The sequence below is a fragment of the Pantoea sp. AG702 genome (assembly GCF_003182295.1).
GTDB lineage: Bacteria > Pseudomonadota > Gammaproteobacteria > Enterobacterales > Enterobacteriaceae > Pantoea > Pantoea ananatis.
In genome coordinates this window covers 169680-184038 of sequence record NZ_QGTU01000005.1, presented here as the reverse complement: position 1 = coordinate 184038, position 14359 = coordinate 169680, and the positions used below count along the sequence as shown (strand labels likewise).

At 55.7% G+C, this 14359-nt stretch carries 11 protein-coding genes; 1 reads left to right on the top strand and 10 read right to left on the bottom strand.

Annotated features, from left to right (window positions below):
* Nucleotides 1-11: 11 nt before the first annotated feature.
* Both DFO57_RS15415 and DFO57_RS15410 read right to left on the bottom strand, forming a co-directional pair.
* Entirely contained in the window at nucleotides 12-917 is a 906-nt protein-coding gene (locus DFO57_RS15415; RefSeq protein WP_014604639.1) for a TIM barrel protein, read from the bottom strand.
* 215 nt (nucleotides 918-1132) lie between these two features.
* Nucleotides 1133-2155, bottom strand: a complete 1023-nt coding sequence (locus DFO57_RS15410) for a LacI family DNA-binding transcriptional regulator (RefSeq protein WP_064374339.1) — start codon at nucleotides 2153-2155, stop codon at nucleotides 1133-1135.
* Nucleotides 2156-2553: 398 nt separating this feature from the next.
* Here DFO57_RS15410 and DFO57_RS15405 point away from each other — a divergent pair, with 398 nt between their 5' ends.
* Nucleotides 2554-4611, top strand: a complete 2058-nt coding sequence (locus tag DFO57_RS15405; RefSeq protein ID WP_013027882.1) for a bifunctional diguanylate cyclase/phosphodiesterase — start codon at nucleotides 2554-2556, stop codon at nucleotides 4609-4611.
* Nucleotides 4612-4793: 182 nt separating this feature from the next.
* Here the strand turns inward: DFO57_RS15405 and DFO57_RS15400 are convergent, their stop codons facing one another.
* The 8 genes from DFO57_RS15400 to dgcA form a co-directional block, all read right to left on the bottom strand.
* Nucleotides 4794-5711 carry a LysR family transcriptional regulator gene (locus tag DFO57_RS15400; RefSeq protein WP_014333158.1) on the bottom strand — a complete coding sequence of 306 codons (918 nt, stop codon included), beginning with the start codon at nucleotides 5709-5711 and terminating at the stop codon, nucleotides 4794-4796.
* 474 nt (nucleotides 5712-6185) lie between these two features.
* Complete coding sequence (locus DFO57_RS15390; RefSeq protein WP_013027880.1) at nucleotides 6186-7010, bottom strand: M55 family metallopeptidase; 825 nt, start codon at nucleotides 7008-7010, stop codon at nucleotides 6186-6188.
* Complete coding sequence (locus tag DFO57_RS15385) at nucleotides 7007-8050, bottom strand: P1 family peptidase (protein WP_110015497.1); 1044 nt, start codon at nucleotides 8048-8050, stop codon at nucleotides 7007-7009. Before DFO57_RS15385 ends, DFO57_RS15390 begins: the two co-directional genes overlap by 4 nt.
* A 2-nt stretch (nucleotides 8051-8052) precedes the next feature.
* Complete coding sequence (locus DFO57_RS15380; protein WP_013027878.1) at nucleotides 8053-8937, bottom strand: ABC transporter permease subunit; 885 nt, start codon at nucleotides 8935-8937, stop codon at nucleotides 8053-8055.
* Nucleotides 8934-9866, bottom strand: a complete 933-nt coding sequence (locus DFO57_RS15375) for an ABC transporter permease (protein WP_014333154.1) — start codon at nucleotides 9864-9866, stop codon at nucleotides 8934-8936. The genes DFO57_RS15380 and DFO57_RS15375 overlap by 4 nt, the downstream gene beginning before the upstream one ends.
* A gap of 83 nt (nucleotides 9867-9949) precedes the next feature.
* Complete coding sequence (locus DFO57_RS15370) at nucleotides 9950-11491, bottom strand: glutathione ABC transporter substrate-binding protein (protein WP_014333153.1); 1542 nt, start codon at nucleotides 11489-11491, stop codon at nucleotides 9950-9952.
* 21 nt (nucleotides 11492-11512) lie between these two features.
* Nucleotides 11513-13378, bottom strand: coding sequence for an ABC transporter ATP-binding protein (locus DFO57_RS15365; protein WP_110015496.1), 1866 nt, complete (start codon nucleotides 13376-13378; stop codon nucleotides 11513-11515).
* A 15-nt stretch (nucleotides 13379-13393) separates the two neighbouring features.
* The gene (gene dgcA / locus DFO57_RS15360; RefSeq protein WP_014333152.1) at nucleotides 13394-14359 is read right to left on the bottom strand and encodes an N-acetyl-D-Glu racemase DgcA; all 966 of its coding nucleotides are present in this window, start codon (nucleotides 14357-14359) and stop codon (nucleotides 13394-13396) included.

Sequence of the window (14359 nt, the reverse complement as noted above, 5' to 3'; positions counted from 1 at the left end):
GACCTTTCTCCTTAAAAACCGACTGAGTGCAGATAGTGCAGACTTGCTGTGACGTCACGCAGGCTGGTGTCCGCATCACGCGGATCCCTTTCCTGTTCAATAGTGATCCAGCCCTGATAATGGCGCTGGCGCAGAAATGCGTGGACATCGGGATAGTTGATAGCGCCGCTGCCAAGTGGGCACATGACGCCCTGGGCACAGGCGGTGAAAAAATCCAGCCCTTGTTTGATGGCCTGACGCCAGACAACCTCGTTGACGTCTTTGAAATGAAGGTAATCAATCCGGTCCCAGTAACGTTCCAGCGCAGCAACAGGATCCATGCCGGCGTAATACAAATGGCCGGTATCCAGACAAAGGCCGGCAACGCTATGAGGAATATCGCGAACCAGCCTTTCCAGTTCATCGGCAAACTCAATGCAGCCGCCTGCATGGGGATGAATGACCGGTCTGACACCGTACTCTTTCCAGGCGATCTCACTCAGAACGGTGATATGTCTCATCATGGTCTGCCAGTCGCTGTCGTTCAGTCGTGGCGCTTTTTCAGACTGGCCCGCGGTGGCTGCCCGTTCAGGATCGCCGAAATCGATGATGACGAGATAAGGTGTAGGTTTGCCCTGTTCGGAAAGGAAGCTCAGGTTGTGACAGATTTTATGGGTCAGCGCGATCATGGCCGGAAAGTTCTCTTCACTCACCAAATCGTCGAAAAGGGTGCCAGCAACGATCGACAGCTGGAATTCGGCAAGCGCAGCTTTTAGCGCATCCGGCTGGACGGGCAAATATCCCCACGGCCCCAGTTCCAGGCTTTTATAACCTGCAAGCGCGGCTTCTTTAAGCACGCTCTGCCAGGGGGGAAGAAAAGGATTCTTCGGGTCATCCACTCCCCAGCTGCAGGGCGCAGTCGCGATGGAAATCGTCATGATGTTTTTTCTCCGGATGCGGCAACACTGATGAACACTGAGCGCCCCGACGGCAATCGTCTGGCTCAATGCGCGCAGTATTGCGCCGGTTTTTTAATACCGGCAACCCTTCGAAGTGAGTTATTTGATAGCGATCATGATTTTTTTATATCATTTATTTGATTGTTTTACATCAAATGCAGGCTGCGTAAGCCTTCGGCAGAAGCCGGAGTGATTCAGATATTTTCCCGAGTGATGAGATCGAAAGGCAGGGTAACGTAAACCGGATTGCGATCGTTCTCTTGATATCTGCTGATAAAAACAGAGACGATCTTTTCAGCCACGGCATCAATGCGGTGACGTATCATGATGTCGATCTGTCCCTCAATCAGCGCCATTTCATCGCCGATAAACGGACCATGACAGAGAATTTTTATATCATCCCGCGGGCTTTCAGAAACGGCTTTAATCACCCCTTCCACACCACCACATGGCGCATAAATTATTGTAATGAATGGGTTGTCTTTCAGCAGCTGCGTCGCGGCCAGATAGCCCCCATTGATACATTCAAGCGTCTGGAGAGGCTCCAGAACCACGGCATCTTTTCTGTTTTCACGCAGGTATGAACGAAAGCTTATTTCACAGCTTTCCTGGCAGTTGAAACGGTGGTCACCCAGTAGCACGCCAATCACACTTTCTTTTTCTGTCATGCGTTCAGCAAACCATCCCGCCGTACGTCCTGCTTTGAGGTTATCCAGCCCGATATAGCCCGCCTGACCACAGGGAGAGAGATCAGAAAACAACGTGAAAATTTGCACACCTGAGGCGGAAAGCTGCTTAATCGTATGTCGTATAAGGGGATGATCCAGAGCAACAAGCCCGATGATATCAACACGTTCTGCCAGCGCTTCCAGAGACGATACGACGTTCTCCACATCGTGAATATCGGCCCACATAAACGCCGGTTTCGTCGCCAGTTTTCCCTCTGCGCATCGACTGATTTCTTCTGAAAGTACCTGATAAAAAGAATAATTATTGGGCAGCAGAATGAACCCGATGCGCACGGGGATGTTGGCCGCTGTCGCGTCCGGCGTCATGACCTTAATGAGGTCTTCACGGTAGCCTAAGGCTTCAGCGGCGCGCAGGACCCGTTGCCGGGTTTCCTGTTTAACAGAAGCTCTGTTGTTAAGCACGCGATCCACGGTAGCGACGCCCACGCCGGCTGCTCGTGCCACCGCTGACATAGAGATTTTTTTCATTACTCAGCCTGGTGATGATAGATTTCTATCAATCTAAACACATAAACAGGATAGCGGCAAAAGGCTTCCGCGCTTTTTGCGGGATGATAACCGTATTGGTGAGATCGGTGCCTCCAGAATGCGTACAGCAGATAGCGCTGTTTGGATTTGCATTAAGTCACTTGCGGCAGACTTTTAAAAAATTAATTGTGCGTGAAACGACTGACTCTACAGCGAAAAGCGAACGCTGCTAAGTCCCGTGTGCATTATGATTGGGCTGGTCCAGACAGGTGGCGTAATATGGCCTCTAACTAAATTTTTACAAATTTTTGTCTCTGTTTCTGGCTAACGGCGCCGATAATCGTTTTTAACGCCAGATCATCTCCGAACAGGTCGATGAACTCATCAAGGATAGCCACATGAAATCCGTAACCAATGACCAACTGGGGGCCGCCGTGGCCAGAACGTCTCTTTGTGCGATATATCTGCTGTCTTCCACCGGAGAAGTGATGAGCTGGAATCTTGGATGCCGTGAGATCAAGGGATGGGATAGCCGCGATATCCGAGGGCAGCATATTTCGGTTTTTTATGATGAAGATGAGCAGGCCAGGAATATCCCTGAGGCGAACCTGAGGGAGGCCCGTGAGCGCGGCAAGTTCACAGGAGAGGGCTGGCGCCTGCGCAAAAACGGCAGCGCGTTTCGGGCATCAGTTGAAATAGAATTTCTCAATCCGTCCGATGAAGATAATGCGGCCTTTATCAAAATCGTGCGTGACGTTTCACAAGGCTATCAGGAAAGGGCGGCGCTCCGCATCGCTCAAAAAGTTATCCTGAAAAGGGAAACCGAGTTATCAGACACAAATAAGGTGCTCGACGCCGTATTCAGCCACACGCCTTGCGCGCTCATCCTGTGTGACGTTGCATCGGGGGACATCATACGCGCGAACCCGACGGCCATGAATTTGTCCTGTCTGCAAGAACGGGTACGCAGTGGGAATACCCGAACCGCCCTGCCTGCGGGCCTGCCAGACAATCTCGCGGCTGTGTTCAGGCAGGCATTTGACCTCCTTCCCGACCAGGGCTTTAGTGAAACGGTTTCTTCGGGCGATAATGAGCCGGAATTTTCATTACGGATTTCCGCCGAAAGGCTGAATTCGGGCGGCGGAGATGACTATCTCCTGTATACCATACTGGACGTCACGGCGGAGTATCAGGCTGCGGTCAGAGCGAACCATCTGGCCCTTCATGATCCGCTGACAGGGCTTCTCAACCGCCGTGGCCTGATGCCTGAGCTTGAAACGCTTCTGGACGGTGACGAACCCTTTGCGGTCATGGTGTCTGACATCGACCGGTTTAAAAGCGTCAACGACGTTCTGGGTCACGCGGCGGGCGATACCTTGCTCATTGAGGTTTCAGCACGGCTGCTGTCAGTCCTGCGCCCGGGCGACATTCTGGCCCGCACGGGCGGTGACGAGTTCGTTGCCGTTTTGCCCGGCATTAGCTCGGCAGAAGACGCAAGCGAAACAGCATCGCGCCTGACGATGGTCCTGAAGGAGCCCTTCATGCTGAAAGGGCGGAAAGTCACCTCGGGTTGCAGCTTCGGGGTTTGCCTCTTTCCGGGCTATGCGCGAGATGCCGAAAGCATGTTATCGGCAGCCGATATCGCCCTCTACGCTGCCAAGTCAGCCGGGCGCAAAGGCTGGGTAATTTTTACCGATGAGCTAGCCAGTTCGGCGGCAGAGCGCTTTAGCCTGGAAAATGACCTGCGTGGCGCGCTCGAGAACGGTGAGCTGCAGATTTTTTATCAGCCCGTCGTCTGCAGCATCAGTGAGGAAGTGGTTTCCTATGAAGCCCTGCTGCGCTGGAATCATCCTGTAAGGGGAAATGTTTCGCCTGACGTGTTCATCCCGCTCGCTGAAAAAACCGGGCTTATTCATGATATTGGCGCATTCGCGCTTGAGCGAGCCTGCAACGATATGGCGGAGTGGTCAGGGCACGAACGCGTGGCAGTTAATATCTCGCCCCGTCAGTTTCGTGATCCACAGCTGGCCAACAGGGTGAAAACGGTTCTTATTGAGAGTGGGCTGCACCCAAACCGGCTGGAGCTCGAAATCACCGAGTCGGCGCTGTTCGACAACCCCGAAGGCAGTTATGAAATGATTCGCAGGTTCAGGGATACCGGAATTCATATCGTACTGGATGATTTTGGTACGGGCTTTTCTTCACTGAACCACCTCAGTTCCGGACTGTTCAGCAGGATAAAAATAGACAGGTCGTTTATCAACGATCTGCACCTGGACTCCGGAGCGGCAGCCATCGTCAGCTCCGTTCTTTCACTCTGCCGTCAACTCCAGGTTGAAGTGACCGCAGAGGGCGTGGAAACGCCTGCCCAGGCGGAGTGGCTAAAGACGAATGAGTGTCCGTTACTTCAGGGATACCTCTTTGGCAGGCCGGGCCCTTGCTGGATTCAGAAGTAAAGTGTGTGCCCTTCTCAGTCCCTGCCGGAACAACTGACGGGGACAGAAAGCGCCGGATGTCTTTAAAAGAAATAAGTATCCCTGACTGCACCGGGACGACCAGAACAGGTTTCAAAAGGCAAAACAGTGACGCAAACCTTTGCCGATAGCAGGTGTACCACCAGATTCACCAGAAGCCGTTTTTAGCTTGCTTTCTCAACCAGAAACTGTGCTTCGCACTGTCGGGCAATCTCCCACAGCCTGTTACGTATTACCTGCTTAAGTTGCAGGGTGGACTGTGACTGGGGTTTATCACGACGGCTGATCAGCATCACTTCAAACGGCAACGGTTGCGCGACGGGGAGCAATTTTAGCTGGTCGGCATAGCGGCATGCCGTGAACAGATCCACGACGCCCACGCCGCCGCCTGCCAGGACCATATCCGCAATCACCGAATAGGTTTTAATCGACAGTGACACAGCGGGATTCAGCTTTTTATCGCGCAGCGCGCGGTGTAATACGCGCCCAAGCGGATCCTGGGTCTGCATCATCAGCAGATTATTGCTGCATAACCACTCCAGCGAAACGGGTTCATGCTGGGGATGATTGAGCGGCAGCAGCGCCACCATGGAAGACTGGAACAGCGGTTCAGCCAAAAGGTCTGCATCCACCTGTTGACCAAACACCAGGGCGAAATCAAGCTGATTTTCCAGAATCATTTGGCACAAAGTCTTGAAGTGCTCCGTGACCAGTTCGACACTGACCGAGGCCACCTGTTGTCGCCAGGTGACCAATGCGGGTGCCAGCACCATTTGACCGAACGCGTGAGCCGCACCCACGCGGACTATCTGCCCTTCGCCGCGTCGAAGTTGTTCGGTGAGTTGAGTAATGGATTGCAAACGTTGATAAAGATCTTCTACTTCGGGCAGCAGGCGTCGTCCTTCCGCCGTGACGCTCATTCCCTGTATCCGTCGCTCAAACAGTGCAAAACCCAATTGCTGTTCCGCATGATTCAGCACGCGGCTGATATTCGGCTGGGACACATTCAGCAAGCGCGCTGCAGCGCTGATGCTACCGGTCTGTACGATGGCCTGAAATACCTCTATGTGACGGAGCCGCATTATTATTCACCTTAACTGGATTCACCTGACCGCAGGCCGTTGTCACCACCCTTTTACAGCAGTGCCTGCATGAGACTGCCAACACCGCAACTTTACGGGAAAGCCTGCAACCGCTTTCTGGCAGAGCCCAAACCCTGGGTTATTACATGGCAATCCCTGCTCTCTTGCAAAATTTGTACCGTAAAGCTGACGGTGGCTGAGTCGCCGACCTTCATCTGGCTATCGGTATGAGTCGATGACTGCGTCTGAAGAGAGGAGATGAAATGGGCTCTGCCGCGCTGTTTTTTGCACCTCCGGGCCGGACAGAATGGAAACGCTGTCCGGACAGGCGTTCGCCCCATCGTGGTGCAACGGAAGCGACATCGCTGGATGGCCAGCCGCGCGGTTGGCCGATGGGTAATCCTGTATGGCAGCGGTGTTTCAGGGCAGCAGAACAGGCGCGCTAACGTTGCCGCTGCCGATACGCACATCCTCTTATGACGATTGGGTACTCGCCAGATAGGAAAAGGCACTGAGCAAGCCGATCAACGTACCCATCCGCTCCGCCTGATACTCCACGGTAACCGCATCAATGCGCGTGACACCAGGAATCAGGCTAAACAGATCGGCCAGCACGGGTTTGCTGGCCTGGAGCTGCATGCGATAAGGCGCGGCCAGGCGAGTCGTGCTTGCCTGATGTGAATGCTGCAGTGCGGCGCTTGCCGCGGCGCATATTGCACGCTGCGCCGCTTTGGGGCTGATGGATTCCGCGCAGGTGTGGGAAATGGCGCGTTTTACACAGACGTAATCAACCGTGGGATAATATTCTGCTATCCAGCTCTGGAGCTGATCGTCGCCGGTGACCAACAACAGAGGCGTACCCTGTTCAGCGGCAGCGGCGGCATAAATGTCGGTTTCCCCCATCACAAGGCCATTGATATGGATACGCCAGAATGCGCGGCCGTTAATGGTGTGCGCCAGTACGCCAGGTTCGCCTGCTGCGCTGTGATAGCCCACCAGAAATAATCCGTCGAACGTCTGCTGCTCGATCCCTTCAACCATAGACAGACCGCGAGGTTTACCCTGCACCAGTCGGGCGCGTGGATCAATATTTTCCGCACGTAAATTGGTCATTTGCGCATGGCTGTCGGCGACCACCACCTCCGTTGCGCCCCCCGCGAACGCCCCCTCAATCGCGGCATTGACTTCCTGTTCCATCAGCCCCCGGGCCATCTGATATTCCGGGTTGCCTGGTGTGCAGTGCTCCGGACGCATGACGCCCGCGATACCTTCAATATCGGCAGAGATAAAAATTTTCATACGGTTAATTTGTCCAGAATCTGAGTCAGTGAGGGCCGATGGTGACCACGAAAGCCGGTGACGGCCTCCGCGCTCAACAAGGCATCCAGAACAGCCTGTTCGGTTGCATCTGCCGCGGCGGCAAGCAGCGGCTCCAGCTGGTCATCCTGAGGGGGTTGCGGCAGGGGTTGCGTTGAGAACGCCACGGCAATATCGCCTGAACCGTGGCCCCAGTAGCTGCCCAGCCGTCCAAGGCCGGCGCCGGCACGCCTTGCGATGCGTTTCAACTGACGCGCATCCAGTGGCGCATCCGTGGCCATCACGATGATGACAGAGCCGGCATCACGCTGCGGCGGTTGCCCGGCCAGCAGCGGCGCTATCATGTCGCCGAGTCGCACACCGTCAAGCGTTAGTGCGCTTAGCGAACCAAAATTTGCCAGCACCAGCACCCCGAGCGTGGCGTTGAGCGAGGGAATAACACGAGAAGCCGTGCCGATCCCGCCCTTCAGGCTAAAACAGCTCATCCCGCGCCCTGCCCCGACGCTGCCGCGTGCAAAATCGCCGGCGGCCGTGCGCAATGCCGCCTGCGCCATCGCCTCGCTGATGGACAACGACTGGATATCATTAAGCCAGCCATCGTTGCACTCTAGTGCCAGCGGATTTACCGTGGGCAATGTCCGCCCCAGCTCCGGATTACGACGGATGGCATCCCGGACTAGCGTGGTAAACAGCGTGCCCACCGCCAGCGTGTTGCTGAGCAGAATCGGCGTCTGTAACACGCCAAGCTCTTCGACCTGTACCAGCCCGACCGGTTTTGCAAAGCCATTGAGGACTTCCGCGCCACACGGCAGCGGCGTGAGAAACACATTGTCGCCCGGCGGAACGATAGCGGTGACGCCAGTCTGCCTTTCTCCATCATTCAGCGTGTAATGTCCGACGCGCACGCCGGCAACATCGCTGATTCGATTGCCGGGCCCGCAAGCGCCGCGCGGCTGTCCCAACGTACGCGCGTGACGCCAGTGGTTTAGCAGCAGATCGCGCTGCAATTGTTGAAAATCCATGGTCAGCTCTTCAGTTTCGGGTCGAGCGTATCGCGCAGCGCGTCGCCGAGCAGGTTGAACGCCAGCACCGTGATAAAAATCGCCAGCCCCGGAAACACGCTCATGTGCCATGCGCCAGCCATCATCATGCTCCGGCTCATCGCCAGAATATTACCCCATTCAGGCACATCCGGCTCCGGCCCCAGGCCAATAAAGCTTAAGCCCGCTGCGGTGAGAATACTGGTGCCGATGCGCATAGTGAAGTAGACAATCACGCTGGAAAGCGTACCGGGCAAAATATGTCGCAGGATAATGATGCGATCGGGTGCACCGGCACAGCGAACGGCTTCCACATAGGCGGCCTGTCTCAATGACAGCGTCGAGGCGCGCACAATACGGGCAAAAACGGGTACGCTGAACACCGCGACCGCGATGATCACATTGTTCAGGCCGGTTCCAAGTAGCGCGACAACCGCAATGGCCAGTAACATGCCGGGAAAAGCGAATAACACGTCGGCGCCGCGCATGATCAGCATATCGACCCAGCCGCCGTAATAGCCTGCCAGTAAACCCAACACCACACCGACAATCATGCCGAGCGTTACGGACAGCACGCCGACATAGAGCGAGATACGCGCGCCATAGATAATGCGACTGAGCAGATCACGCCCCAGCTCGTCGGTTCCCATCCAGTGTGCCGCGCTGGGCGGTGACGACAACGCCATCCAGTCTGGTGCCATCGGATCCCAGGGGGCTAGCCAGGGCGCAAAGATCGCCACCACGATCAACAACAGTACAAATCCGCCTGAGACCAGCGCCAGAGGATTACGCACAAAGGCATGCAGGAAATCGCGCCACGGCGAACGGATGACCTGAGGCGGGTTTTCAGTCAGCGATTGAATACTCATCTCGGCTCCTGTCGCAGACGAATCGCCGGATTGACGACCGCGTAAAGCAGATCGACCAGCAGATTAATGACAATAAATTCAAACACGAACAGCATCACCAGCGCCTGAATAACCGGCTGATCCTGCGCTTTTATCGACTCAATCAACAACCAGCCTAATCCCGGCCAGTTGAAGACGCTCTCCACGACGATGGAGCCGCCCAGCAGAAAACCGAACTGCAAACCGAGCATGGTAATCACCGGAATGAGTGCATTACGCATCACATGTTTCCACGTCACGAGGCGGTTACGCAGTCCTTTGGCTTTCGCGGTCCGCACGTAATCTTCCTGCGCCACCTCCAGGAAGGCTGAGCGGGTAAACCGAGCCATCACTGCCGCCACTGACGAACCCAGCGTGATGGCGGGCAGGACAATATCACCGGCTTTGTTGAAACCGCTGACTGAGAACAGCCCAAAAGGCATCGCGACGAACTGGATCAGCAACAGACCCAGCCAGAAAGCAGGCATTGAGATACCGCCCACCGCCATGCTCATCAGCGTCCAGTCTTGCCATTTTCCTCGCTTCAGTGCCGCGAGAACGCCAAGTACGAGGCCGAGAATCACGGACCAGGCAAACCCCGCTAAGGCGAGCCAAAGCGTTGGCATGAAGCCCTGTTTAATCACCTGCAGCACCGGTTGCTGGGTGCGGTAGGTGGTGCCAAGATCGCCGTGTAACAGGCTATCGATCCAGTGGACGTACTGCTGTGGCAGCGAATCGTTAAGCCCAAGGTGCTGACGCGCCGCTTCAACCGCCTCAATGGGCGCATCCGGTCCAGCATAGATGCGCGCCGGGTCGCCCGGCAGCAGCTTGATAAAACCGAAAACCAGCAGCGAGACCACCAGCAAAACCGGGATCATCTCCAGTAATCGGCGAAGGATGTATGCAAACATGCCATTCCTTGAAATGCACTGTGACGGGTGCCCTCACGTCCTTTTGCCCTGCGAGAGAAAGGGACGTGAGAGCAATCCGCGTCTTATTTAAACGACGCCTGAGTGAAGAGCAAATTGCCATCAGGCAGCATGGAAACACCATTCAGGGTGCGGCGTTTGCCAACGAGATTGTCTGGCGTACCAAGGAATGCCACCGGTGAATCCTGCCATATGAGTTTCTGTGCTTGCGCATAGGCGATACCACGCTTTGCCGGATCGGCCGTTGCCAGCCCGGCGGCAATGGCTTTGTCTACATCAGGATTGCTGAAATAGGAGACATTGTAGGAGGTGGGTACCCAGGATTCGGTGGCAAACAGCGGACGCAGCGCCCAGTCGGCATCGCCTGTGGACGTCGACCAGCCACCATAGTACAGGTCAAATTCCGCCTTTTTCGGGTCCTGTACGCCCCATAACTTAGCGTTGCGCGTGCCGGAATCCATCGGAGTTACCGTGGCACGAATGCCCACCGTGCCCAGCTGCGCTTTCAGTACCTGAGCGGCGCGCACGCTGGCCGTTGCATTCGTAACCCAGAGTTTGAGATCCAGACCATTCGGATAGCCCGCCGCTTTCAGCAGCGCTTTGGCTTTATCCGGCGCATAGTGATAATCAGGATCGTTTTGTTTCTGATAAAACTGGACACCTTCGGGCATGGCGGATGTGGCAGGTTTACCTAAACCGGCAAAAGCCACCTTCAGCCACAGATTACGGTCAATCGCATAGTTGATTGCCTGACGCACGCGAACATCTGCCAGTGGCTTGTGCTGCGTATTAATCGCCATGTAATAAAGATAAATGCTGGGATCGCGCTGAACAGAGAGGTTGCTGTCTTGCTTCACGGCAGCAATCAGATCCGAAGGCAATGGCCAGATTGCGTCAACCTGACCCGACTTCAACGCGGCTACGCGTGTTGCATCTTCCGGGCTGGGTGAGAAGATAACATGATCGACTTTTGGCCATCCCTGCTGCCAGTAACCGTCATACTTCGCCAGCGTGACCGCTTTGCCCGGTGTCCAGTCAACAAATTTAAACGGACCGGTACCCACAGGATGCAACCGGAGTTGGGCTTCGTCTGGATATTGCTTGAGAATGGACGGGCTCCACATCACTGCGGAAGGATGTGCCAGCGTGTTAATAAAGGCACCAAACGACTGGTTAAGATCGATTTTTACCTGATCGGGTGCCAGCACCGTAACCTTATCGATCATTTTGTACAGGCTGTTACGCTTTAGCCCTTTTTTCTGGTCTGCCAGGCGATCAAGGTTGGCTTTGACGGCTTCCGCATCAAAAGGTGTGCCATCCTGGAAGGTGACGCCTTTGCGCAACGTCAGCGTAAACTCCGTTGCATTTTCATTTGAGGTATAACCGGTGGCCAGCCAGGGCTGGAGCTTCATGTGTGGATCGAACTGAAACAGTCGTTCAAAGATACCACTCTGCACCGAATAGCTGACATTGTCTGAGGTATCGTGCGGATCCAGCCCCGTAATATCGGCATACATTGAAATACGCAGATCCTGTGCCTGTGCAGTCATGACCAGCGTCGTCGTCAATGCGAGGGCGAGTGAAGTACGGCGAAACAGCGTTTTCATAAAAATCTCCTGGTCGTTGAATTATCGCAATGCAATGCCGTCAGCGACCCAGTGCTGAGGCGCAACCTGTCGATAACGGGGTTTAGTGACCGTTTCGCCCACTTTTCTTAACGGCGAAGGGATTTCGCTGTCATCGATAATACGGGGCTGACGGTTCTCGGGATCCGCCACCGGCACGGAGGCCAGCAGGCGTTGGGTATAAGGATGTTGCGGCTGATTAAATACCGACTGACGCGGCCCAAGCTCCACAATCTGGCCGAGGTACATCACCGCCACACGGTTGGCAATGCGCTCGACGACCGCCATATCGTGAGAGATGAAAATCCACGCCACGCCCGTTTGCTGCTGCAGATCCATCATCAGGTTCACCACCTGCGCCTGAATGGAGACGTCAAGGGCCGATACCGCTTCATCAGCAATAATCACTTTGGGCTTCAGGGCCATGGCGCGGGCAATGGCAATACGCTGGCGCTGACCACCTGAAAATTCATGTGGATACCGACGCGCGTGCTCGGGCAGCAGACCAACGCTCTTCAGCAACGCATCTATCTGTGGCGAAGCCTGTTCCAGTGAGGACACCATGCCATGTAACAGCAAGGGCTCGGCAATGGTGAAACCCACGGTAAGCCGAGGGTTCAGTGAGGCGTAGGGATCCTGAAACACCATCTGAATTTCACGGCGGAGCGGCTGGAATGCTGCCTCTTTCAGGTGAGAGATTTCTTTCCCTTCGAAGTGAATGCTTTCGGCGTCACTGTTGATCAGGCGCATCAGCGCACGGCCGGTCGTCGATTTGCCGCAGCCGCTTTCGCCCACGATCGCCAGGGTTTCACCTGGCCACAGACTGAAATCAATATGCTCAACCGCATGGACATGATGCGTGAGCGTCGAAAAGATGCCGCTGCGGATGGGATAGTAGACTTTCAACCCACGCACATCGAGCAACGGCGCGGTGTCGTAGCGCGCGGTATGCTGTTCATTTTCGACGGTATTCTGTGTGCCGAGCAGCGGAAAGCGTTGCGGCCACGCATATTCGCGCATGTCGCCCAGTCTCGGCACCGCCGCCAGCAAAGCCTGGGTATACGGGTGCTGCGGGGCGGCAAAAACCGCTGCGACGCTGCCCTGTTCGACGACTTCGCCACGCAGCATGACCACGACACGATCGGCGATTTCAGCCACGACGCCCATATCGTGAGTGATAAACAGCACCGCCATCTGTTTCTCGCGTTGCAGCTCACGCAGAATGTGCAGAATGCGCGCCTGCACGGTAACATCCAGCGCCGTTGTAGGTTCGTCAGCAATCAGAAGTTGCGGATCACAGGCCAGCGCCTGCGCAATCATCACCCGCTGGCGCATACCGCCTGAGAGCGCGTGCGGATAGCTTTTCATGACACGATCCACATCGGCAATACGCACCTGTCGAAGCAATTCACGCACGCGCGCATGCGCTTCTTTCTTGTCGCACTGTTGATGATCGCGTAACGCTTCAGTGAGCTGGTCATCGACGCGCAGCACCGGATTCAGCGAGGTCATGGGCTCCTGAAAGATCATCGCCATTTCACGACCACGCAACGTGCGGCGCTGATTTTCATCCAGTGTTTCCAGCGCATGTACTTTTCCGCCACGATCGCGAAACTGCATGCTGCCGCGATCGATACGGCCGCTGTTCGCCAGTAAGCCCATTACGGCCAAAGAAGTGACTGATTTCCCTGAGCCACTCTCACCCACTACGGCGACAATTTCGCCCGGATTAATGGCAAAACTGATGCCTTTTAGTGCCTGATTCTCGCCGCTGCGCCCACGAAATGAGACGCTGAGATCCCGAATATCAAGCACGGGTGATGAACCGGCGGCACTGTTGGCAGAAGAAGTGAGTCGTGTGTCCGTCATCGTCGCCTCGTAGAGTTATAGCCAGATACGGCCTTCGGAGTAGGTCAAAAAAGGAGAACTGTCGGCAGCAAGCCAGATAGGGCCATCTAAATCGACGTGCTCTGCGTTAACCGCCACCGGCAATGCGGCTTCCATCGCCAGTGATGAGCCCAGCATGCAGCCGACCATGATGCGCATATTCTGCTTTTGTGCTTCTTCTACCATCGCCAGCGCTTCCGTCAGGCCACCGCACTTATCCAGCTTGATGTTGATCATCTCGTAGCGGTTCCGCAGTCCGGCAATATCCTCGCGCGTATGGCAACTCTCATCAGCACAAACGGGAACCGGATGATGAAAACGTTGCAGGTCCTGATCCTGACCGGCGGGAAGCGGTTGCTCGACCATAGCAATGTTATAGCCCTGAAGTGCGGCCAGCAGGCTTTCCAGGTCCATTCCCGACCAGGCCTCATTAGCGTCGATAATCAGCGTGGCGCGCGGTGCCGCAGCGCGAATGGCCGCCACCTTTTCCAGAACTGCATCACGATTGAGCTTAATTTTGAGCAGGATGGCGCCACGCGATACGGCATCCGCCGCCGCCAGCGCCATATTTTCCAGCGTATCGAGGCTGAGGGTTTCCGCCGTGATCACCGAGCGTGGCTGAGGACGTGCACTTTTCTGCCATAGCGTTTGACTGGCGCGGGCGGCATCCAGTCGCCACAGCGCACAGTCCAGCACGTTGCGCGCGGAACCGGCGGGTAAGCGGTGTTGCAGATCATGACGGCTCAGGCCGGCTTCAACGTCAGCACGCACTGCCTCAAGCTCGGCCTGAACGCTGTCTGGCGTTTCATCGTAGCGCGCCGTGGGCGTACATTCGCCTCGCCCAATGAAACCGTTTTGCTCCAGCGTGACCCGGATAACCGTGACGGCGGTACGCGTACCGCGCGAAATAGCAAAGGGCCGTGCCAGCGGCAGTTCCACCACGTCAATCTGCAACTGTCTCAT